The sequence below is a fragment of the Hoeflea algicola genome (genome assembly GCF_026619415.1).
In the GTDB taxonomy this organism is placed as follows: domain Bacteria; phylum Pseudomonadota; class Alphaproteobacteria; order Rhizobiales; family Rhizobiaceae; genus Hoeflea; species Hoeflea algicola.
In genome coordinates this window covers 201,781-222,888 of record NZ_JAOVZR010000003.1, presented here as the reverse complement: position 1 = coordinate 222,888, position 21,108 = coordinate 201,781, and the positions used below count along the sequence as shown (strand labels likewise).

22 protein-coding genes and 1 pseudogene are annotated in these 21,108 nt (G+C 55.8%); 7 read left to right on the top strand and 16 right to left on the bottom strand.

The window, feature by feature from the left end; all coding sequences use genetic code 11:
* Window positions 1-26 precede the first annotated feature (26 nt).
* The 3 genes from OEG84_RS24905 to OEG84_RS24895 all read left to right on the top strand — a co-directional run bounded on the left by OEG84_RS24905 (window position 27) and on the right by OEG84_RS24895 (window position 2,913).
* Window positions 27-884 (top strand): F0F1 ATP synthase subunit gamma, encoded by an 858-nt coding sequence (locus OEG84_RS24905; protein ID WP_267656580.1) that lies wholly within the window; start codon window positions 27-29, stop codon window positions 882-884.
* 507 nt (window positions 885-1,391) lie between these two features.
* A protein-coding gene (locus OEG84_RS24900; protein ID WP_267656607.1) for an IS5 family transposase occupies window positions 1,392-2,151 on the top strand; the annotation gives its coding sequence in 2 pieces (ribosomal slippage) (window positions 1,392-1,723 and window positions 1,722-2,151; 762 coding nt in all).
* 195 nt (window positions 2,152-2,346) lie between these two features.
* Window positions 2,347-2,913, top strand: coding sequence for a hypothetical protein (locus OEG84_RS24895; protein WP_052161102.1), 567 nt, complete (start codon window positions 2,347-2,349; stop codon window positions 2,911-2,913).
* 71 nt (window positions 2,914-2,984) lie between these two features.
* Here the strand turns inward: OEG84_RS24895 and OEG84_RS24890 are convergent, their stop codons facing one another.
* The 14 genes from OEG84_RS24890 to OEG84_RS24825 form a co-directional block, all read right to left on the bottom strand.
* Complete coding sequence (locus tag OEG84_RS24890) at window positions 2,985-4,112, bottom strand: hypothetical protein (protein ID WP_152599453.1); 1,128 nt, start codon at window positions 4,110-4,112, stop codon at window positions 2,985-2,987.
* Window positions 4,096-4,638: a c-type cytochrome gene (locus OEG84_RS24885; RefSeq protein WP_267656579.1), complete on the bottom strand. Its 543-nt coding sequence runs from the start codon at window positions 4,636-4,638 to the stop codon at window positions 4,096-4,098. Before OEG84_RS24885 ends, OEG84_RS24890 begins: the two co-directional genes overlap by 17 nt.
* Before the next feature lie 117 nt (window positions 4,639-4,755).
* Window positions 4,756-7,068: a copper-transporting P-type ATPase gene (locus tag OEG84_RS24880; RefSeq protein ID WP_425602940.1), complete on the bottom strand. Its 2,313-nt coding sequence runs from the start codon at window positions 7,066-7,068 to the stop codon at window positions 4,756-4,758.
* An 86-nt stretch (window positions 7,069-7,154) separates the two neighbouring features.
* Window positions 7,155-7,598, bottom strand: coding sequence for a c-type cytochrome (locus OEG84_RS24875; RefSeq protein WP_244447006.1), 444 nt, complete (start codon window positions 7,596-7,598; stop codon window positions 7,155-7,157).
* Entirely contained in the window at window positions 7,595-8,500 is a 906-nt protein-coding gene (locus OEG84_RS24870) for a ribose-phosphate diphosphokinase (protein WP_035521348.1), read from the bottom strand. Before OEG84_RS24870 ends, OEG84_RS24875 begins: the two co-directional genes overlap by 4 nt.
* Window positions 8,497-10,005, bottom strand: coding sequence for a thymidine phosphorylase family protein (locus tag OEG84_RS24865; protein ID WP_035521351.1), 1,509 nt, complete (start codon window positions 10,003-10,005; stop codon window positions 8,497-8,499). Before OEG84_RS24865 ends, OEG84_RS24870 begins: the two co-directional genes overlap by 4 nt.
* A complete protein-coding gene (locus OEG84_RS24860) occupies window positions 10,002-10,661 on the bottom strand; it encodes an MBL fold metallo-hydrolase RNA specificity domain-containing protein (RefSeq protein WP_267656573.1) in 660 nt (219 codons plus the stop codon). Before OEG84_RS24860 ends, OEG84_RS24865 begins: the two co-directional genes overlap by 4 nt.
* Window positions 10,662-10,687: 26 nt before the next feature.
* Entirely contained in the window at window positions 10,688-11,389 is a 702-nt protein-coding gene (locus OEG84_RS24855; RefSeq protein WP_267656572.1) for an MBL fold metallo-hydrolase, read from the bottom strand.
* Between the two features lie 22 nt (window positions 11,390-11,411).
* A complete protein-coding gene (gene petA, locus OEG84_RS24850) occupies window positions 11,412-11,951 on the bottom strand; it encodes a ubiquinol-cytochrome c reductase iron-sulfur subunit (protein WP_152007367.1) in 540 nt (179 codons plus the stop codon).
* 712 nt (window positions 11,952-12,663) lie between these two features.
* Entirely contained in the window at window positions 12,664-12,879 is a 216-nt protein-coding gene (locus tag OEG84_RS24845) for a hypothetical protein (protein WP_267656570.1), read from the bottom strand.
* Between the two features lie 227 nt (window positions 12,880-13,106).
* Complete coding sequence (locus tag OEG84_RS24840) at window positions 13,107-13,805, bottom strand: CBS domain-containing protein (RefSeq protein WP_035521355.1); 699 nt, start codon at window positions 13,803-13,805, stop codon at window positions 13,107-13,109.
* A gap of 217 nt (window positions 13,806-14,022) precedes the next feature.
* Window positions 14,023-14,349 carry a hypothetical protein gene (locus tag OEG84_RS24835; RefSeq protein ID WP_035521358.1) on the bottom strand — a complete coding sequence of 109 codons (327 nt, stop codon included), beginning with the start codon at window positions 14,347-14,349 and terminating at the stop codon, window positions 14,023-14,025.
* Between the two features lie 66 nt (window positions 14,350-14,415).
* Complete coding sequence (locus tag OEG84_RS24830; protein ID WP_267656569.1) at window positions 14,416-15,063, bottom strand: RNA polymerase sigma factor; 648 nt, start codon at window positions 15,061-15,063, stop codon at window positions 14,416-14,418.
* A 147-nt stretch (window positions 15,064-15,210) separates the two neighbouring features.
* On the bottom strand, window positions 15,211-15,417 hold the full coding sequence (locus OEG84_RS24825; RefSeq protein ID WP_267656568.1) for a heavy-metal-associated domain-containing protein: 207 nt from the start codon (window positions 15,415-15,417) through the stop codon (window positions 15,211-15,213).
* 138 nt (window positions 15,418-15,555) lie between these two features.
* On the opposite strand from OEG84_RS24825, the gene OEG84_RS24820 reads away from it, so the two are divergent.
* Complete coding sequence (locus OEG84_RS24820; RefSeq protein ID WP_267656566.1) at window positions 15,556-18,093, top strand: heavy metal translocating P-type ATPase; 2,538 nt, start codon at window positions 15,556-15,558, stop codon at window positions 18,091-18,093.
* A complete protein-coding gene (cueR, locus tag OEG84_RS24815) occupies window positions 18,090-18,503 on the top strand; it encodes a Cu(I)-responsive transcriptional regulator (RefSeq protein WP_035521362.1) in 414 nt (137 codons plus the stop codon). The genes OEG84_RS24820 and cueR overlap by 4 nt, the downstream gene beginning before the upstream one ends.
* A gap of 25 nt (window positions 18,504-18,528) precedes the next feature.
* On the opposite strand, the gene OEG84_RS24810 is transcribed toward cueR, so the two are convergent.
* Window positions 18,529-19,363, bottom strand: a protein-coding gene (locus tag OEG84_RS24810; protein WP_267655090.1) for an IS5 family transposase whose coding sequence is annotated in 2 segments (ribosomal slippage) — window positions 18,529-18,979 and window positions 18,978-19,363 — 837 coding nt in all. Because the reading frame shifts where the segments join, the coding sequence is not laid out codon by codon here.
* A gap of 180 nt (window positions 19,364-19,543) precedes the next feature.
* Between OEG84_RS24810 and OEG84_RS24805 the strand changes: the two genes are divergently transcribed.
* Window positions 19,544-19,843: an ion channel gene (locus OEG84_RS24805; protein ID WP_267656565.1), complete on the top strand. Its 300-nt coding sequence runs from the start codon at window positions 19,544-19,546 to the stop codon at window positions 19,841-19,843.
* A gap of 3 nt (window positions 19,844-19,846) precedes the next feature.
* On the opposite strand, the pseudogene OEG84_RS24800 reads toward OEG84_RS24805, so the two are convergent.
* Window positions 19,847-20,597, bottom strand: a pseudogene (locus tag OEG84_RS24800) (IS5 family transposase).
* Between the two features lie 221 nt (window positions 20,598-20,818).
* On the opposite strand from OEG84_RS24800, the gene OEG84_RS24795 reads away from it, so the two are divergent.
* Window positions 20,819-21,085, top strand: a complete 267-nt coding sequence (locus tag OEG84_RS24795; protein WP_324288275.1) for a hypothetical protein — start codon at window positions 20,819-20,821, stop codon at window positions 21,083-21,085.
* Window positions 21,086-21,108: the final 23 nt, after the last annotated feature.

Below are 21,108 nucleotides of genomic sequence, written 5' to 3'. Positions count from 1 at the left end.
CCAGCATTCGCGGGATCGTTCACACGATGAAGACCCTGTCCGCCATCAACGCTTTGCCTTACGAACATGCCGCCCAGGCCATCGAAGTGTATCATCGGACCATTCTGGAAGGCTTCCGGGCGTTTGTTCACCACAACAGCGCGCTATTGCTTTCCACGAAAATACCAGCGAAGCGCGCGGTTGTTGTGTTCGGTTCCGATCACGGCCTGTGCGGAGGCTACAATGAACGGCTGGCTGACGAATTGTTCAAGCAGCTCGAAAGGCATGGCCCTGATGCGATCCCTGCTCGTGTTTTGTGTGTCGGCACACGGATGAAATATGCGCTGGTCGCGCGGGGCATTTTGACAGAGCAAACATCGTTGCCACCCGCGTCGGCCGATGGCATTGGCCGGCTTGCCGGCATTCTTGCCACCCAAATTGAGGACATCACGCGCCAATCAGGGCCGGATCCAATCGCAGTCGATCTTGCCTTTACAGAGCGGACCGCGGGTTCTGCGCAAGAACCTGTATTACGAAGGCTGCTGCCCCTCGATTCAAAAATGATTGCGGACCTTGTGGATCAACCATGGGTTTCGAGGTCCCTGCCTTGCTTCACGATGCCTGCCTCGGATCTGCTTGCCGAACTGGTTATTGGGCATCTTTTCTCAAGCCTCTTCCGCGCCTCGGCCGAGGCAATGGTGACCGAGAACGCCGCCCGGCTTGCCTTGATGCAACAGGCCGAACAATCGATCGATGACAGGCTTGAGGAACTGAAAGCAGAGACCAGATCAGTTCGGCAATCCGAAATCACAACTGAACTTCTCGACATCATCGCTGGGTTCGAAGCCCTGAGCAAGCGGCGCCCAAGGCCGGCGATGGCGTCAAATTATCCAACGCAACGTTGAATACCTCTGCTTCGAAAGAAAGGGCGAGCATTGTCGCGACCGCGATTTTCGGGCATCGGCGAAATCAACGACAAGTTCTTTATGCTATCTGTGTCATTCGAATTCACAATCCACTCAACTACCATCACGACAGGATGGACACGATTCTTCATGTCACTTAGAACTTAATTGTAAGAATACGCTGATTCGGCTTGGCCTGCCTCCGAGGTGTGATCCGGATTCAATGTTATTGCATGCTCGGCCCATTACGAGCCAACGAACGGTCGGAGCCTGGCATTCGTCAGTGACGACTTCACCAATGGACGCACGTTCTGCCAATCAGCCGATAAATGTCGCGGCAAAAAGCCCCCCGCCGGGTGCTTATGACCTGCCCGAATTTGGTAATGAGTGTCACGTGTTCTCGCGCGAACGGCTCCGAAGCGCGATGATCATCGACTAGGTCTTGTGGACTCTTGGGATTCTCAAGGGTGAGCAAATCCGATTCAAGACTGTCTTTTGGAGGCAGTCATGGGTGTATTGGATCGTCTGATCCTTCGGGATGAGCAGTGGGAGCGGATTTCGCCCTATATTATTGGTGACGATCGCACACGCGGCTCGTCTGGCCGGGACAACCGCATGTTTGTGGAAGCTGTGCTCTGGATTGTCCGCACTGGCTCGCCCTGGCGTGATCTGCCCGACGTGTTCGGCGATTGGAACAGTGTCTTCCGGCGGTTCAGCCGCTGGAGCCAGAAGGGCATCTGGTGGCGCATATTCGCGGTGATGTCGGACGATCCGGATTTTGAATACCTGATAGTCGATTCCATCATCATTCGCGCCCACCAGCACGCCGCTGGTGCAAAAAGGGGCTGGAGATCAAGCCCTTGGCCGTTCTCGCGGCGGCCTGAGCACCAAGATTCACATGGCTGTCCGTGGTCTGGGCTGTCCGGTCCACTTCACGTTGACTGCAGGCCAGTGGGGCGACGCGCCACAAGCCGAACTGCTGATCAAGGGGCTGCCAGCCGATGTCGTTATGGCCGATACCGCCTATGACAGCGACCGGCTGCGCAATCTCATTGCTGAAAAAGGAGCCATTGCGGTTATCCCGAACAACCCGTCACGTGCGAAAAAGTATCCGCTGGATAAACAGCTCTACGCCCAGCGCCACCTGGTCGAATGCTGCTTCTCAAGACTCAAGCAGTTCCGCAGGGTCGCGACACGCTTCGAGAAAACCGCAAGAAACTACCTCGCAGTCGTTACAATCGCCGCAATTGCCCTATGGATCAGATAACTGTCCACACTACCTAAAGGGTCATAGCGCCAAAGAGCGCGTATTTCCCGGATCAAAGATGCTAGGATTTCTACGAGTCGAGCGGTGCCTGAGTAAATGGTCATCTCAATTGCCACTTTTGTAGACCTGGCTATGATTGCGACACGAGTTATCTGAGGAAGATATGAGTCCCGCAAGATGAATACGCCTACACATATGATCATCGGCGGTGCACTTTGGGCAAAACAAGATAGGCCAGGATCGCTGATCGCTGCATTTGCGGGAGGCCTTGCCCCCGACCTGCCCATGATCGCCATGGTACTCTTTGCGACCAAAGTGACGGGAGTGCCGGCACAGGACGTGTACGGTATCCTTTATTTCTCTGATGGGTGGCAACGAGTCTTCGCCATCGATCACAGCTTCTTGGTTTGGGGACTTGTCTTGGCTGCCGGGTATCTGCTTCGCGTGTTTACACTGACCGCCTTTGCCGGGTCGGGACTTGCGCATGCGGCTGTGGATTTTCTGACCCACCACGACGATGCGCGACAGCAATTGTGGCCCTTCACCGACTGGAAATTTGCGAGCCCATTTTCATATTGGGATCCTGCATATTTTGGAAGTATTGTTGCGCCGCTCGAGGCGCTGCTCGTTTTCGTCTTGACAATAATGCTGGTATTTCAATTGCCACGCCTGTGGGAAAAGGCGTTGACCCTGGCAATTTCGGCTATATTCCTCGTACCGATCGTTGTGACTGGCGGATTTCATGGCCTGCACGGAATGTGATGAACTGTTCCATACAATAGCCCGTGCCGGATTTCTCCAAAGACCCAACAAAAAATCGGGGACAAGATTAGTCACGATGCTTTGGTCTCAATGCCGGAAATGTCCATACGGGTTTCCGGTAATATTTCTTTAAGAGCGGCAATAGAGTCCGCCAGCGTCAGATAGTCTATAATCGTTGCTAGACCGACTCGCGATACGTTGCCACTCATGATTGTGTTGAGGGTAGCCAGAATCATTGTCGCCGTTGCGTCAGCCTGATCGCCAGTCGTCACGCGCGCATACGCAGTTGGCATTCCATCGTCACACAAACCTTCCACAATCATACGCGTGCGGATTTGCCCAATTCCTGGAAACCGTGACAATTGCCGGGATAGCCATTGAGCATTGCGGGCAATCCAAGGCCCAAGCCCGAGGCTAAGTGCCCAACTCAGCGAACGGGTAACAAGAGGTGGGTCAATAGCCACAAAATACCTCCTACCTGATAAAGCGCCCGCTGGTTTTCCCGTCAATATCTCCCGTCCGGCGAAACCGAAACCAAGGGCAAGGCGCCCACTTTCAGAAGCATCAAAGACGAAGAGCCGTTGCAAGGCTCCCGCAGGCGTCTGCACCAGGCTTCCATTGTGGAAAAGCGAATAATTCGTGCCCGCGGTTGCTAGAAACCACTCTGTCGCCGCCGCTCCATAATGCCGGCCCAATCCCATCTCGATTCCGATATCAACGGCGTTAACATGTTCGTTCCGCGCAATAAACTCAGCCATCAAGTCGATCAGGCCCGGCGCCATGCCAACGCAGGTAATCAAAACGCCGCCGACATCGCGGCCTCGAATACCGTCGCGGAGGGCGTTTACATAAGCAGGAGAGGCCGAAGTCTCGAGAAATGTACAGCCATTTGCGACCATTTCGGCCACAAGTTCCGGCGGTGTTGCCTCCGTAAGGTTAACCACCAGCGCTTTGGGAGGGATCATCCTTGCCGCACCTTTGGTTCGGATATCGACAGTACGAAAGCAAAGGCGATCCGGATTCTGACCACCGGAATTTCTATCCGAGCGAGAGATGATAGTAATTGCAGCCTTCGTACGGTCCAAAAGGAGCGAGGTCAGACGGCTGCCAACATCACCCGCTCCCCCAATTAGCCAGATTTCAGGGCCAGCCCTTCTTTGCCCCTTTGGTGCAATTTGTGGCTCATTTGGAATGGGCATCACCTTCTGCTCCCATATGTTCCATCATCTCGGCGATCTGTTTGGGAACATCGTCCTTTGAGAACAGGCGCTGCTCCTCGGAATCGTGAACGAAAGCGATGATGTTGGCCAGTTCCTCGCCGGTAAACACGATCTGCTCACCGAGCTCATTTTGCTGCGCTTCAATCATCGCTGGGGCGCCGAGCCACATTCTGGCAACAAAATCAAAGGGGTTCATCGGCAATTCCATGAATTCAGCATCCAGTGCTGCGGCGTCTTCGCCGCCCACGCCGTTGACCGAGTGGCAGACAACGCAGCCTTTGGAAGCAAACAGTTTGCGCCCGGCAATTGCGTCCATCCGGGGCAAGAGCAGTCCGCCGGACATCATCGACATGTCCCGTTCAGTTTGCTGTGCATTGGCCGGCGACATGCCTGCCAATACAGTAGCCGTGATCATCAGTAGAGTTGCAGGTTTCATTGGGTTGCCTCCATTTTGGTTCAGTTTGAGTCTGAATAAACGGGATGCATCTAACGTCTCATGTCTCATGGGCTGCCGGAAAGCGGGCACTCGATGGGCGCGACAGTCCCCAGTATCTCCGAAGCGATTACGGGTATCACGGCCGTCTAATGTCCTCAGATACATTTCATTTTGTGAATCGCTCCTTCAGATTTTTGCACTACGTAGTCTGAGCGCATTAAGCACTACCGAAATTGATGAAGCGCTCATTGCAAAGGCCGCAAACATCGGGCTGATCAAAATGCCGAAAAATGGAAACAACAGACCGGCTGCTACAGGGACCCCGGAAGCGTTGTAGACGAGCGCGAAGAAGAGGTTCTGGCGGATATTTCCCATAGTGGCGCGTGCGAGGCGGCGGGCACGCACGATACCATCGAGATTACCCTTGACCAAGGTGATGCCGGCACTCTCTATAGCGACATCAGCGCCTGTGCCCATCGCTATCCCGACATCCGCCTGTGCGAGTGCCGGCGCATCGTTCACGCCGTCGCCAGCCATGGCGACTTTACGACCCTGAGCCTGCAACTCTTTTATGATTCGCGCCTTGTCCTCGGGAAGTACATCGGCGCGTATTTCGTCAATTCCGAGCTGCGCTCCGATTGCTTTCGCGGTCCGCTCGTTGTCGCCGGTCGCCATGATGATGCGAAATCCGAGCATACACAACGCTTTGAGCGCCTCTCGGGTCGTCTCCTTGACTGGATCGGCGACGCTGACAAGTCCGGCGACTGCATCGTCCAGCACCACAAACATAACTGTTTCACCTGCGTCTCTACGGGCATTGGCCTTTACTGCAAGGTCACCGCCGTCCAACCCCATGTCGGAAATCAGGGCGAGGTTGCCCAGGGCAACAGACCTGCCGTCAACCTTTCCCTTTACACCCTTGCCCGTCACCGCCTCAAAGTCGGTCGCATCGGTCATGTTAACATTTCGTTCCACGGCACCGCGAACGATAGCCTCGGCAAGCGGATGTTCTGAACCCCGTTCGAGCGATGCCGCAAGTCTGAGCACTTCCGCTTCATCGTGGCCGACTTCCGGCAGGACTGCGACCAGCTTCGGCTTACCCTCTGTTAGCGTCCCCGTCTTGTCGACGATGAGCGTGTCCACCTTTTCAAACAGCTCCAGCGCCTCAGCATTCTTGATTAGGACACCCGCCTGAGCGCCGCGCCCCGTCGCAGTCATAATGGACATGGGCGTGGCGAGGCCTAGCGCACAGGGGCATGCAATGATCAGTACTGCCACAGCCGCGATCAGCGCGTAGGACAATGCCGGCGCGGGTCCCCAGATCGCCCAGGCGATAAATGACAGAACAGCGATGCCAATGACCACCGGGACGAAGAAGCCCGCTACTTGGTCTGCATATTTTTGTATTGGCGCGCGCGAACGTTGTGCATTTGAGACCATTTGGACGATCTGGCTGAGCATAGTATCTGAACCGACACGTTTGGCCTCCATGATCATGCTGCCAGTGCCATTAATCGTGGCTCCGGTCAGCATATCGCCGAGTGTTTTTTCCACCGGTACCGGTTCCCCGGAAATCATGCTTTCATCAACCGACGAGCGCCCATCCACAACGACACCGTCCACAGGTACTTTGTCGCCGGGCCTAACGCGCAAGCGGTCTCCAACTTGCACATCTTCAAGTGGTATCTCCTCTTCAGATCCGTCCTTGCGGATCACCCTGGCAGTCTTCGCTGCCATATCCAGAAGAGCACGGATTGCTTTGCCGGTGCCCTCACGCGCACGGAGCTCCATTATCTGACCTAGCAATACGAGTGTGACGATTACTGCCGCCGCCTCGAAATAGACTCCAACATGGCCTTCGCTGTCTCGGAACCCTTCGGGGAAAATGGAAGGGAACAGCACTGCCACGATGCTGAAAAGCCAGGCCGCGAGCACTCCCATGCTGATTAGCGAGAACATATTGAGGTTCATGTGGCGGAAGGAATTCCAACCGCGCACCAGGAAGGGCCAGCCGCACCACAGGACAACTGGCGTCCCGAGCACTAGCTCGATCCACAGTGTCATGCGCTCGCCAAAGATGTCGCGCACGCTGCCGAACCCCAGATAGGGTCCCATCGTAAAAACCAGCAACGGGATCGTCAAAACGGTACCAACCCAGAACCGACGAGTGAAATCCACCAGCTCAGGGTTAGGCCCGTCCTCGGCCATCGCCGCAGTTTCCAATTCCAGTCCCATACCGCAAATCGGGCACGAGCCGGGACGGGTTTGACGTACCTGTGCGTGCATGGGACATGTATAGACCGCGCCAGAATGGTTCGCAGGCACTGTGTCATACTTCCCGTTCATGGCGGCAGGGCGGTGTGTATGCGCGTGCTGGGAATGTTGATCACTGTGCTTATGATGATGGCCGGACGACCCCGCAACCTCCCCCTCTGGCACAAGGTGCATGCCGCATTTCGGGCAGTCGCCGGGGCCTGCCTGCCTGACTTCAGGATGCATCGGGCAGACGAACCACTTCGGAGAGCCTGCAGGTGAAGAATGGGCGGCGGCAGCAGCGGTGGGATGATGATCTGGCATGGAAGCACCTACATTTTGTGTTGACGGTAAGCGATACCGTTAGCGGACTGCAGTTCCCGGACATATGTTACGATTTTCGCGACATCATCCCGACTGACTTGCGCCTGGGCGGGCATATCGCCATAGGGCCAATGATGCTGACGCACCCCGTTTTGGACCGCAAAGAAAAAAGCGTCGTCGGAATGGTGGCCTGGATTATATATGTCATGAATAAAGGGTGGCCCTTTTTCGGTACCAAGGGCGTTTTGCCCATGACAGGCGGCGCAGGTTTTGTTGAACAGGGCCTCCCCTTCCTGCGCGGCCGCTGACAACGTTGGCTCGACAAATTGACTGGCAATCGATCCAGACATAGGGGCACTTGACGGCGCGAATGTCTTGTATAACCCGACCACTGCGGCGATACCGAAAAACCCGAGAACCAGGTTTCTCGCCATATTGCTTGATTTTTTCAAGAGTTCTGCTCCGTTATAGATGTGCTAAGTATCGATTGCATCTCGTGCGCCACTAATGTTGCGACCGATACACCGTTTGACGGGTGCGGTATGGTGTCGGTAGTAACCACTTGGGCGGCACCCGCAGCAAGAATGTCTTCATATGCGCTGCCTGCAAATACCGCGTGAATGATGATGCAAACCGGTGGGCGGGTGCCTGTAGCAGCAAGCCGTTCGATGGCGCGCACCATGGTCCGGCCCGAAGAGGCAATATCGTCCAGGATAACCGGTGTACCCTGATGCAGCGTGATACTCCTCGGCACACTGACTTCAACACTCTTGTCGCCCGTTCGAGTCTTGCGCAAGACTTCGTAGGGCCGATCGGCCAGCCTCGCCACCTCAGCCACCCATTGCTGGCTTTCACTATCGGGGCCTAAAAGAACGGCGTCAGGCAGGTTCGCCCTGATCCAGTCTGCGAGCAGTGGAGCTGAGGCCACACGGATCGTTGGCATCGGAAACACTTCGTCGAGCCGAGCGATACGATGTAGATGCGGATCGACTGTCATCAGCCAATCGAAACTTTCGCCGAGAAACTTTGCGAAGAGTTGCGCACTGACTGCTTGACCAACTTGAAATCGGCGATCCTGACGCATGTAACCGAGATAGGGCGCGATTAGCCCGACACGACGTGCGCCCATTTCCCGCGCTGTTGTCGCGGCAAAGCGCAGCGGTAATGCAAACCGGTCAGGGTCGCGGAGGGTGGCGAGCAGCGCAATATCGCTTCCATCCAGATCACCTGGCAGGGTCAAGAGGCTCTCGCCATCGGGGAAACGGTGCCAGTCGAGATGACGTAACTCGCCGCCAAGTTCTGGTGCAAGCGCTTGCGCGAGCGACAACATCTCAGGGAAGGGGATCAGGATCATTTTGCCGCCTCCGAAAGCGTCAGGACATTGGAGTGGCTTTCCGCATAGCCGGCCGAATAAGCAAGTTCGCCGGGTGTCTCGGCATGGATTTCATAGAGCGGTTGCCCCTTGATGACCTGGTCGCCAGTTCGTGCAAGCAACCGAACACCAGCGCTCTTTTGGCGGGGTGCGCCGGCCAGTTTTGCGATCCGGGCAATCAGGCGGTTGTCGATAGCGATAAGTTGCCCCGATACCCCTGCGGTTATTTCGATGCGATGCGCTGCAGCGTCAGGTTCGCGGAATCCACCTTGCGCGGTACAGATAGCCAAGAACTTAGCTTCTGCGGCCCCGCTATCAAGAAGCGCTTCTGCCTCTCTGCGGCCCCGCCCGGCGCGGGCACCGGGTGCTAGATCGAGGAGTTTGCCTGCCAAATCTAGCGCGCGTCCGCGCAAATCCAGCGGCGCTTCCTGCGCGCGCCTGAGTACAGCCAACACGTCCCGTGCCTCGAGCGAAGGGCCGATGCCACGTCCAACCGGGGAGGAGCCGTCACTTTGATGCAGCGTAACATTGAGGCCGATTGCCGCTCCCACCAATTTCAGTCTTACGCCCAGCGCCGCGGCGGCCTCGGTTGAGCGGACCTTGGCTGTTGGACCCACCGGCATGTCGATAAGCACGTGCGTTGCGCCGACTGCCGCCTTTTTGGACAACACACTCGCAACCATTTGTCCGGTGCTATCGAAATCGAGTGGCCGTTCGATGCGAATGAAATGATCATCGGCAGGACTGAGGTTCAACCCGCCCCCCCATACGATGCATCCACCTTCGAGCTCTACTACCTTTCGCAAAGCGTCGGCGTCGAGCGCCACGGGCGCCATTACCTCCATCGTATCTGCGGTTCCGGCAGGTGACGTAATCGCACGGCTCGAGGTTTTTGGAATAAGCTGCCCTGCTGCGGCTATTATGGCAACGACAATGGGCGTCGTCCGATTTCCTGGCAGGCCGCCCACGCAATGCTTATCAAGAACCACTGCTCCGCCCCAGTCAAGCGTTTCGCCTGCAGTCTGCATGGCACGGGTCAAAGCTACTGTCTCGCTCTCACTCAGGCGGTCACCTGCACAAGAGGTGATGAAAGCGGCAAGGTGAAGATCCGAAAGCCGATTGTCGAGTGTGTCTTGGATGATGGCAGAAAAGCTGTTCTGATCAAGACGGCGGCCGTAAGCCTTGGCGCGTATGGACGAGGCAGAAAAAGGCACGTCGGCATGGGAAAAATGCCCGCGGGCACCCAGCTGCGCGCCCAGCGCCTCCCAGCCCGAAGTTGAGAGCGCAGCCTCGTCGACCGCCAACCACCCGCCTCGCGCCACCACATTCAACGTCGCGATTATCCAGCGGTCACTCAGATCAATACGAATACGTGCTTGGGCTGAGAAGCCCTCCGCACGGCAAATATGGCAATCCTCGTTCATGTAAACGACTGCCTGACGATACGTATCAATACCCGATGGGATGAGTGACAGGGTGTTGGTCATCGGGGTCGATCCAGATTGACGGTTTCTAGGTGTTCCGGGGCACGCACTTTCCAGCTCAGTTCGTCTTGAACGCGCGATCGCAAGGTATCCGACGCGGATGGTTCCCCGTGCGTCAGATAGGTCATTTGAGGCGGACGGTCAGCGTGGCGCATCCAGTCAAGTATTTCACCTACATCAGCGTGGCCTGAGAACGCAGTCAACTGAACCACTTCAGCTTCAATTGCGAATTCACGCCCAAACATTTTAAGCGTCTTGGCACCCTCGGCTAGCGCAGCGCCACGCGTACCGCCCGCTTGAAAGCCTGAGAGCAAGATTGCGTTGCGCCGGTCGCCGCCGAAGCTTGCGATATGATGCAAAATGCGCCCTCCAGTCAGCATTCCGCTGGCAGAAACGATGATCATTGGTCCCTGGCGGGTGTTCAGTTCCTTTGATTGCTCGACCGAGTTAACTCGCTCGGCGATATCGAACATCGCCTTGCAATCTTCCCATGTGACATGATGCTCTTCGTGGTGACGGTGGTAGATGGCAGTGGCGTTAACCGACATCGGACTATTCAGGAAGACCGGAACGTGGGGGATTTCACCGCGTTTCATCAGCCGGGCTACATGATAGAGAATTCCCTGAGCGCGTCCGACAGCGAAAGCGGGAATCAGCACCGTACCCCCGCGGGCAAAAGTGCGCTTTAGAAATGGGGCGAGTTCGGCTTCCGCGTCGATTTTCGCGTGAGCCCGGTTGCCATAAGTTGACTCGCAAACCAGTACATCTGCACCGTGAAAAGGCTCGGGGGGGCCATCATCGGATCGGCTTGGCGACCAAGGTCGCCACTGAAGTGCACAATTCTGTCGCCAAGTTCCAACCGGATCTGTGCGGCACCAAGCAGATGGCCAGCAGGGATAAAAGTGGCAGTGATGCCGTCACCAAGATCGATCCGCCGTCCGAAAGGGTGCGGGGTCAGTCTTTTGAGTGCGGCTTTAGCATCGTTCAGCGTATAAAGAGGGGTCGGGTTTTTATGTTTGGCGTATCCTTTGCGTTTCGCGTAGCGCGCCTCTTCTTCCTGGATATGTCCGCTGTCAGGCAGGATCAGACCGCACAGGTCTTCGGTAGCCTGAGTACAATGAACCTTTCCGGAAAAGCCAGCACGAACAAGTGCTGGAAGATAGCCGGAATGATCCAGATGAGCATGAGTGAGAAGAACGGTGTCGATCGACGCGGGACGTACCGGAAACGGTTTGCGATTGCGATCTCGAAGAGACTTGAAGCCTTGAAACAATCCGCAATCGACAAGAATGCGGCGCTTCCCCGCTTCGACCAGATACCGCGAGCCAGTGACGGTCCCTGCAGCACCGAGGAAACGAAGCGATTTCTTATAGTTTGCTGACATCATCTTGGTCCTCTTCGATGCAACGCTACCCAATGATAACCGTGCCGGATGACGCCAATCGATAGGGCGGGACAACCAGGTTTTTTGGCGCTGGACCCTTTCGAATGCGTCCGGATGTATCATAATGAGACCCGTGACAGGGACAAAACCAACCACCCCACTGACCTTGCGGATCACCCTTCCGTTGCCCTAAAGGCACACACCCCAAATGCGTGCAAATACCAACAACGATTAACCATTCAGCGTCTTGGACCCTTTCGCTGTCCGTTTGCGGGTCGCGCAATTCGGCTGAATCATCTGCAACGGCGGAAGCAATCTGGGAAGGTGTACGTCGGTCGATAAAAATTGGTTGGCCGCGCCATTTGACAGTTACGCGCTGTCCCACCTCGATAGACCCTAGCGATACTTCAATGCTAGCTTGCCCCAGGACGTCGGCCGATGGGTTTAGGCTATCGATAAATGGCCACATCGCCGCAACTACACCAACTACACCCGCAGTTCCGGTCGCCACATAGAGAAAATCACGTCTGCTCGATTTTGCTTTGTCGTCCCAAATTGTGGACATACCCGTTTTCCTTTTTCTTTAACTATACTCACTGTTAAAAGTGCGAATGATCAAGCAATTTTGCAAATTCTGTTAGAGTTATTATGTAGTCTTTGACTATAATTATCTCAATATTAAATTGGTGAAATATTTAGATAGCTATTGCATGTCGTATTTGTAATATGGAATCTTCATGATTCATCGCGAAGAATCGTCGAAAAGGCAATAATATTCTAATTACTGTAAAATCTAATCGACAAGGCCATAATGATTGTCTGTCCATTTTGGATAGGTGCTGGCCAAAGGTCGAGTTTAGCCGCTCATAATTTGGTTCCCGTCATCACCCATTGTTTCGTTTGAATCATCGCTCCTCAAACCTAATTGGCCTTCTGCTGACGATCCGTTGATGTCTGCTACTGCGCACCTTGGCTGTGATCGGCCTGTGCTGTTGCAATGTCCGTCCAATTTTTCCTTGGAACCGTGTTCGGTTTAGTTCGCAGGTTTCAGATCCATGATGACCTCCTTTGCTGTGGGTTTCACGCTTTAGACGTTGCTGGTGGCAAACCATTACAGATTGACCGCAATCGTTCGTTGGCCCGCTCTCAGAGCGGTAACAAGGGGAATGCTGCCGACCTCTGAAAGCGGCTAGGCCTGCGACAGGCGGTTTGCGCGGGGACGGAGCAAACCAGACGTTCGTGATGACGCAAACCAGTCAGGGGCTATTTCAAACGGTTCATTCAATGATGCAAACCCAAAGAACCGTTTCCCATACCGGCAAAAGCGCAGTATGGCGGCCAGGAATTGACTGGCAATGATTGACCCAGTCTTGGTCGGAACTGACCGCCGCAATACCGACCTCACCAGTCTGCACAATCCCAAGAGCTTGTGCGTACGGGACGCCATCTTTCAAACGAAAGTCGAATTCCGCCGAAAGCACAAACATCGGCACTGCGGTGCCAGAGCGAACATGCCCGTGACAAAAAGGCAATATTGTTCAGACAAGCTTTCGACAGGAGACGCCTTTTCTGTCTCTTCATGCAAACAATTCAGGCAGGATCGTTCTTGTGATCCAGGTCAATTGGGCACTCCTTAGAAAAACACCGCCGACGTCTTCAGGACCGGGTTGTAGCTCCCACCCATCTTCGATTGTAGTTGGCGCCGGCACACGGCCCGTTCTCAGATCCCATAATAAGCCCAGGTAGGTGCAAGCCCCAACTGCAGGTGCACATTTTGCACTCCCTGCACATTCTCGATGGCAACACGGATCGCGTTTTCTTCTGCCCGACTGTCTACCAAGCCACTCACGGATACTTTTCCGTTTTCAACCGAATAGTTAATGAGATTGGACCACGCGACTGGCACTTCCTTCAGCGCAGCGTCAATTCTGATACGCAATTCACGATCATCGTCTGACGGCTCAGGAAGTCCGCGTTGGTCAGCCCTGGACAGGGCGTGGAGCAGGTTTGCGCGGCTCACTATTCCGACCAGCAGGCCTCCACGCAACACCGGGACGCGCTTGATTCGATGTGTCTCAAGGAGTTTCGCAATTTCACTGACTGGCGTTTCTTCATCTACCGATAAGACTTTTCGCGTCATGACGTCCGCGACGTGTTGACTACGCAGTTTGACGAATTCCTCGACGTTTTCAGACGCTCGAGCGAAAATCTCGAGCCACCACGATCGGCGTACGTCGCCCGTATTGCGGACCCTTCGCATCAGATCCCCCTCGCTAATGAGGCCGATCACCTCTCCCTCAGCATCCAGCACAGGTAAGGCGCTGACGTGATGAGCGAGCATCAGACGCACTGCCTCCTCAACAGTTTCATTGGATGAGAGCGAGATCACCGTCGTTGTCATGATGTCTTTTGCGAGCATGTGGAATTTCCTTTTCAAGTTCGCGGCGGCGGTATTCCCCACCGTTATCAGCGCGGGCGGGGACAGGGCACACTGCATCCGAGCCGGACTTCGTTACTTTTTGGGGCGCTCCGCGACGATTGCGGTCCAAAATGCCTCTTGTAGCTTTAAGGACAAGCCGTCATGCGCCCGAAGCATCCTTGAAGGCGCCTTCTAGCGGGAGAGTTTCGAGCGCACATCAGACAGGCTCCTCCTGCCGGTTCAGAAGGTCCGGTTTTCGACCAGTCAGTAGTGTCAACGCGAAATCGACCGCAACGTCTTGGCGCAAACCAGCCAGCAAATAGGCACCGTCCCCCACATCGATCCCAAGCGATCCGGCAGCGGCGTCCAAGGTCTGGCCGCGTTCCTCGACGCTTTGAAACATTGCCCGTGCCAGGGGTGCATCGTCATAATTCGTGCATTTCGCACATCGGCACGCCATCTGGCTTACAAGCGCAGATAGTTCCGCATCGGTCGCACGCAAACTGCCTCGTTGCCGAATCCGAGCCTCTGTCTTCTGTCCCATCGAATACTCCCGCGTTGTCACCCAAAGGGCAGGTTCACATAGGGAGACGTCGCAGAGCGACTATTCTTACACGGTTGGGCGGATATGGTCGGACGGCTTGATTTCTGTAACGCAACTCGAGCCGTGTTCTTCGTTCTCGCAGCCTTCTGGCGCGCAATAACAGTCGTTGCGGGAAGTTTCGCAACACGTGCCGCAATGTACGACGAGTGCTTCGCGTAGCGCCATACGGGCCCGGTGCAAGCGCACGCCCAGCGCGTTACGGCTAATCTTCAAATCTGCAGCGACAGCAATGCGATCATCCTCACCAAAGTCGACCCGCTGGATCAATTGGGCATCGGTGGGGCGGAGATCCGAGATCAATCCACCCGGGCAAGTGCAAAGTTTGCCCAATTGTTCGGGGGCCTCTTGTATCCACGCCGCGGGCTCGCGGGCGACAGCGTCGGTCAAGCGGTTCAGCCGTTTCGACCTCCGGTAGTGATCGTTCAGGGTCGAGCGCAAAATGGCATAGAGCCAAGCATCCATACGGTCTGCTTCGCGCAGTTGATCTTTGCGAGCGAGCACCCGAATGGAAAACTCTTGCAACACGTCCTCCGCATCGGCCCGATTGCCGAGACGTTTCATCAAAAAACCGAAGAATGCACTACGCCCTTCCAGCAAAGAATGCTCAGGTCCTGCATCCAGGTTCAATGTCTTAGCTTTTTCCTTTTTGACCATTACAATACCGTCTTTCGCATTTTGAGGCTTGTTACGACTCCGATTTACACCGCGAAATATGATTGCACATGACGGTTGAACGGTAGGATAGGCGGACTGGCACAGCCCACTATTATCGACCCGTGTTCGACCGATGCTGTTTCTACGTCAGGAAGACGAAGGGGCGACAACTTCATAACCCGCATCGCGGATCGCCACCGAGATCGCACGGTCGGTTAGAAAGCTTTCTACCGAAACAGTGTGCGAAGCCACCTCGCACAAAACGCTTGCTGTTGGGTCAATTGCCTTGATCGCATTTTCGATTGCTGCAGTGCAGTGTCCACAACTCATGCTTGGGATATAATAGCTCGTCATGTCTTTCTCCTTCATTCAACCGTTCACATGAGTGCTTCCAGTACGGGAAGGTCAAGGGCCAAACAAAAACAATCTGACAGGCTTGACCTTCCAGCGAGTGGAAGCTCTAGCTATGTTGCGAGCTATAAGGAGATCTTCATGCCCGCCACACAAAATCTGCGGCTTTCTGTCCAGAACATGTCATGCGCATCCTGCGTCGGGCGAGTCGAACGCACGCTATTGGCTATCCCCGGTGTTGAAGAGGTTAATGTGAACCTGGCGGCCGAGACTGCACTGATCCGGCTTGGTTCTTCCGCGGTCATCCCAGATGTTGTCGAGGCGCTGGAACGAGCTGGTTATCCCGCCCGGACCCGGAGCATCCGCCTGAATGTGTCGTCCATGTCCTGCGCGTCGTGCGTGGGACGTGTGGGCCAAGCACTTGCGGCAGTGTCTGGTGTGCTCAACGTAAACGTCAATCTCGCGACGGAGACCGCGAAAGTGACCGTTGCAGAGGGTGTGGTCGAATTGTCAGACTTGCTGAAGGCGGCCGCAGATGCAGGCTACCCTGCCCAGAGCGCAGACGACTCGGTGATCGAGGACCGCAGCACCCGCAAGGAAAGCGAGGCGCGGGAGTTTGCCAAAAGGACAGCGTTCGCTGCGGCAATCGCGCTTCCCGTCTTCTTGCTGGAAATGGGTGCGCATATTGTGCCGGGCATGCACGAACTTATCGGGCGAGCGATCGGGCATCAAACCAGCTGGATGATCCAATTCGTTCTGACTACTATCGTACTTGCATGGCCTGGCCGCCATTTCTACACAGCAGGTTTTCCAGCCCTCCTGAAGGGCGCACCAGACATGAACAGCCTCGTCGCAATGGGAACTGGGGCAGCCTATCTCTATTCCATCGTCGCACTCTTTGCCCCCTCTTTGCTGCCCGATGGCACGCGGGCCGTCTATTTTGAGGCGGCAGCGGTGATAGTGGTGCTGATCCTACTGGGACGATGGATGGAGGCGCGCGCCAAGGGCCGAACCGGTGCTGCCATCCAGAAGCTAATGGGGTTGCAGGCACGGACAGCGCGGGCTCTTGTGGACGGCGAACCGCAGGACGTGCCCATCGAGAGGATTCGAACCGGTGACATTCTTGTGGTGCGCCCCGGTGAACGCATCGCAGTGGACGGCGAGGTGACCCAAGGCAGTGCCCATGTGGATGAAAGCATGATCACCGGGGAGCCGGTTCCTGCAAGCAAAGTACCCGGCGATCCCGTCACTGGTGGAACAGTCAACGGTGCCGGCAGCTTTCAGTTCCGCGCCACACGCGTTGGTGCCGAGACGACGCTGGCGCAGATCATTCGAATGGTCGAGGAGGCCCAGGGGGCCAAACTGCCGATTCAGGGTATGGTGGATCGGATCACACTTTGGTTCGTACCTGCGGTGATGGCGCTCGCAGCGTTCACGGTGCTGGTCTGGATGGTCGTCGGGCCGTCGCCCGCACTTTCCTACGCACTGGTGGCAGGCGTATCTGTGCTGATCATCGCCTGTCCCTGCGCGATGGGCCTGGCCACGCCCACCTCGATCATGGTTGGAACCGGCCGCGCGGCGGAAATGGGAGTGCTGTTCCGCAAGGGCGATGCATTGCAACAATTGACCGGCGTGGACGTGGTCGCGCTCGACAAGACCGGCACGGTGACCGAGGGCCGCCCGGAATTGACCGACCTCGTGTTGGCCGATGGCTTCGAACACGGAGAGGTGTTGGCGTTGGTCGCGGCGGTCGAGGCACGCTCGGAACATCCTATCGCTGAAGCGATCGTACGCGCTGGGCGTGCCGAAGGGTCTGTTTCGCAGGACGTCCAAGGCTTCGAGTCCATCACGGGCTATGGTGTGCGGGCACGTGTTGCCGGTCGGGAGATTCTGGTCGGTGCGGATCGGCTGATGACCCGGGAGGGGCTTTCCGTTGGCGCACTCGCGGATGCCGAAACGCGCCTTGCCGTTAGTGGGCGAACGGCACTGTACGTCGCGGTGGACGGGCTGGTCGCCGCCGTAATCGGAGTTGCGGACCCTGTTAAACCGGCCAGCCGTGCAGCAGTCGCCGCCCTCCACAATCTGGGCCTGAAAGTCGCCATGATAACCGGTGACAAGCGCGAGACAGCAGAAGTCATTGCCCGCGAGACTGGCATCGATCACGTAATCGCCGGGGTGTTGCCCGACGGCAAGGTGGAAGCGTTGGACGAGCTACGCGGCGCCAAGATGCGGATTGCCTTTGTCGGGGACGGTATCAACGATGCGCCGGCATTGGCCCATGCGGACGTGGGCATCGCCATCGGTACAGGTACAGACGTTGCGATCGAGTCAGCCGACGTCGTCCTGATGTCAGGTGACCTGCGTGGCGTGGTCAATGCCTTTGAGATTTCCGACCGCACCATGCGCAACATCCGTCAGAATCTGTTTTGGGCTTTTGGATACAATGTTGCCCTCATTCCCTTAGCAGCAGGAGCGCTATTTCCCGTCTTTGGCTTGATGCTGTCGCCGGTGCTGGCTGCCGGGGCGATGGCTCTCAGCTCGATCTTCGTGCTGACGAACGCTCTGCGCTTGCGTTGGGTCAGGCCGGCAATGGATGAATCCAATTTAATAGATTCAGGTGTTGAGAGGGCTGTCCCCGCTACCCTCGTTGTCGCTGAATACGGAGGAAAGGTGCAATGAATATCGGAGATGTCGCTATCCTGTCGGGGCTGCCTGCCAAGACGATCCGCTATTACGAGGATATAGGTCTCGTGAAGCCCTTGCGCAGTTCGAACGGCTATCGCACCTTCTGCGAAAGAGATGCACACAGGTTGGCCTTCCTGGGCCGCGCGCGTGCGCTTGGATTCAGTATAGAAGATTGCCGTAGTTTGCTCGCACTTTATGGAGATGAGAAACGCGCCAGTGCCGAGGTCAAGGAGATCGCCGAGCAGCATCTCCAACGGATCGACAAAAAGATCGCAGAACTGACGGAAATGCGGGTGACGCTTTCGTTTCTTGTTGACGCCTGCACGGGTGATCATCGTCCGGATTGTCCAATACTAGCCGACCTGGCTATGAAACAAAGCGACGAGGAACAACCAAACCAATAAGCTTAGAGTCGGTCCGGAAAGTTGTTCATTTTGAACAGAGCCTTCGCAGCATGAGGCGGATAGACGCGAGTTTGAGAAAGGCGAGCGCGTTGCGCGACAGGTTCTCGAAGTCCTTGGCTAGCCTGCGGCATCGCCCAAGCCACGCGAAAGTCCGTTCGACCACCCAGCGTCTCGGCAGAACCTCAAAACCCTTGACGATGTCGGATCGCTTGATGATCTTGATCGCCAGCCCGGGCATGGCCTTCTTCTGACCCTTGGCGAAGACAGGTCCCTGATAGCCACCGTCCGCAAAGAGTTTCTTCAAAAACGGATAGCGCCCGAACAACGTCTTGATGACCAGCAGACCGCCGTCGCGGTCCTGGATGTCGGCTGGATGAACCAGCGCATGCAGCAGCAGACCTACCGTGTCGACAAGGATATGCCGCTTCTTACCCTTGACCTTCTTCCCCGCATCATACCCGCTCGGGTCGATACAAGCCCCCTTTTTCCGCGCCTTTGACGCTCTGGCTGTCGATGACCGCCGCCGTCGGGCTAGCCTCGCGTCCCATCGCCTCGCGGCATTTCACATAAAGCTCCTGATGAATACGGCCGAGTGTGCCGTCCCAGTTCCAAAGGTCGAAATAGCTGAACAGGGTGCTCTTCGGCGGCAAGTCCTTCGGAACAGCCCGCCATTGGCAGCCGGTGCTGAGAACATAAAGCAGGCCGTTAAGAACCTCGCGCACATTGACCTCACGCCTGCGGCCACCCCGCTTGGCAGGAGGTATCAAAGGCTCGACCAGCGCCCATTCCGCATCCGTCAGATCGCTGGGATAGCGCAGACCATCCCGATTGTATTTCCCACGGTTCGCTTTCGTCCACATAGCCTCCATCCCATCGTCGAATCAAATCAACGGCATCGAATCACAAACGATTCATATCATTCAACTTCTTTGCGGACCGACACTTAAAAGGGGTCAGCAAAGTTGGCTTGGATAGTCGTGTTTGCAGTACTGCTATTCGGATTGAGCGGGCTCGTCCATGTTCGCGCTATGAGCCTCGTGATGGCGGTCACCAAACAGATCTCTCTTTCGCGGTCTGGCAATCTTCTATTTGCCCTATATTCTCTGGCGACTGCCCACATCCTTGAAGCAGGACTCTACGCTGTTGGGTTCAACTTGGGCGAGATCATGGGCATCGGTGGTTTTGCTCAAGGGAATGTCAGTTCTTTTATGGATGTCTTCTATTTCTCCGTTGTCAATTACTCGTCATTGGGGCTTGGAGATATTTATCCCACGGGTCATTTGCGTTTTCTTGCAGGCATTGAAGCACTGAACGGCTTCCTGCTGATTAGGGGCTGTTGACGTTTACCGTGTGTGAATGAGCGTTGCGGCAATTGAGATGAAGGCTTTGAAACTCTGGTCGGTTTTGCAAGAGCGCATTGCTATCCCTCTGTTTTCCTTCAGTTTGCCAAAGTAGTTTTCGATCAAATGCCGCCATTTGTAGGTTTCCTTGTCGAACTCTGCCGGGAACCTCCGGTTGGATTTTGGCGGTATGACCGGGGTTATGCCGCGATCCAGCAGGCCATTGCGCAGCCAATCCGCGTCAAAGGCCCTGTCCGCCAGCAAATATCCGGCGGACAAGCCGCTGATCAACGCATCGGTCTCGCGCAGATCATGAGCTTGGCCTGGCATCAGACAGAAATCGACGAGATTACCGAGCGCATCCGTCAGAGCCAGTATCTTCGACGTTATGCCCCCCGAGAGCGTCCAATGGCCTGGCAAAGAGTCCCCCTTTTGCGCCTTGTCCTGAACGATGGACCTTGACGATCGTACCGTCGATCATCGCGTATTCCAGGTCGGTGTCTGAGGCTAATACCTTGAACATACGATAGAAAGCATCCGCTTTGACCCATCTGCGGAACCGCTTGAATACAGAATTCCATTTGCCAAACTCACCCGGCAATTCGCGCCATTGCGCGCCCGTGCGGACGATCCAGAGGACTGCCTCCACGAAAAGCCGTGGGTCACGTCCGGTTTGTCCGGGATCGGTGGTTTTACCCAGGCAGTAAGGTTCGATGATCGCCCATTGCGAATTGGATAGGACTCTTCGGGTCAAGGTTGCTCTCCTCCGTTTGCAACCTTGAATCAGAAGTCAGGTGATTTGGGAATCCCGAACGTCAACAGCCCCTAGTTGCTCGGCTTCCACCATCTTTCACGTCGTCACGAGAGATGCAGATTAAGAAGGCAACGCTTGTTGGCTTGTTTTTTTGGAACCTTCCAGCGCTGGAAGGTCGTTTATTCACTACCTTTTTGACAACCTAGTTGAAGGAGTGAGCTATGTCATATTGGAGATTCGCCGCGATGATCGCGACCTCGACGGTCGTGATGTTCGGATTAATGTACCTCAACACCTACCTTGTTTCCCACATTTTCTGGTCAGAGACCCGCGCCTACATGGCGCTTTTGATGGGCGCGGCAATGGCGATCATCATGCTGGGTTTCATGCTGTCGATGTACTCCAGAAAAGTGATCAATGCCGCAATCTTCGGTGCTGCGGTCATCGGTAAGCGGTGTTCTGCCCCCACGTTGCCCTGTCATCGCTGATCTGTGATCGGCTTCCATGGATT

Coding starts and splice junctions, on each gene's coding strand:
- OEG84_RS24865 (WP_035521351.1), bottom strand. CDS start 10,005: ATGACCAACACCCTGTCACTCATCCCATCGGGTATTGATACGTATCGT.
- OEG84_RS24890 (WP_152599453.1), bottom strand. CDS start 4,112: ATGCCCATTCCAAATGAGCCACAAATTGCACCAAAGGGGCAAAGAAGG.
- OEG84_RS24840 (WP_035521355.1), bottom strand. CDS start 13,805: ATGCTCGCAAAAGACATCATGACAACGACGGTGATCTCGCTCTCATCC.
- OEG84_RS24855 (WP_267656572.1), bottom strand. CDS start 11,389: ATGATGTCAGCAAACTATAAGAAATCGCTTCGTTTCCTCGGTGCTGCA.
- OEG84_RS24885 (WP_267656579.1), bottom strand. CDS start 4,638: ATGAGACATGAGACGTTAGATGCATCCCGTTTATTCAGACTCAAACTG.
- OEG84_RS24795 (WP_324288275.1), top strand. CDS start 20,819: ATGTCATATTGGAGATTCGCCGCGATGATCGCGACCTCGACGGTCGTG.
- OEG84_RS24830 (WP_267656569.1), bottom strand. CDS start 15,063: ATGGTCAAAAAGGAAAAAGCTAAGACATTGAACCTGGATGCAGGACCT.
- OEG84_RS24825 (WP_267656568.1), bottom strand. CDS start 15,417: ATGACGAGCTATTATATCCCAAGCATGAGTTGTGGACACTGCACTGCA.
- OEG84_RS24835 (WP_035521358.1), bottom strand. CDS start 14,349: ATGGGACAGAAGACAGAGGCTCGGATTCGGCAACGAGGCAGTTTGCGT.
- petA (WP_152007367.1), bottom strand. CDS start 11,951: ATGTCCACAATTTGGGACGACAAAGCAAAATCGAGCAGACGTGATTTT.
- OEG84_RS24870 (WP_035521348.1), bottom strand. CDS start 8,500: ATGATCCTGATCCCCTTCCCTGAGATGTTGTCGCTCGCGCAAGCGCTT.
- OEG84_RS24820 (WP_267656566.1), top strand. CDS start 15,556: ATGCCCGCCACACAAAATCTGCGGCTTTCTGTCCAGAACATGTCATGC.
- OEG84_RS24895 (WP_052161102.1), top strand. CDS start 2,347: ATGATCATCGGCGGTGCACTTTGGGCAAAACAAGATAGGCCAGGATCG.
- OEG84_RS24805 (WP_267656565.1), top strand. CDS start 19,544: ATGGCGGTCACCAAACAGATCTCTCTTTCGCGGTCTGGCAATCTTCTA.
- OEG84_RS24880 (WP_425602940.1), bottom strand. CDS start 7,068: ATGCATCCTGAAGTCAGGCAGGCAGGCCCCGGCGACTGCCCGAAATGC.
- cueR (WP_035521362.1), top strand. CDS start 18,090: ATGAATATCGGAGATGTCGCTATCCTGTCGGGGCTGCCTGCCAAGACG.
- OEG84_RS24905 (WP_267656580.1), top strand. CDS start 27: ATGAAGACCCTGTCCGCCATCAACGCTTTGCCTTACGAACATGCCGCC.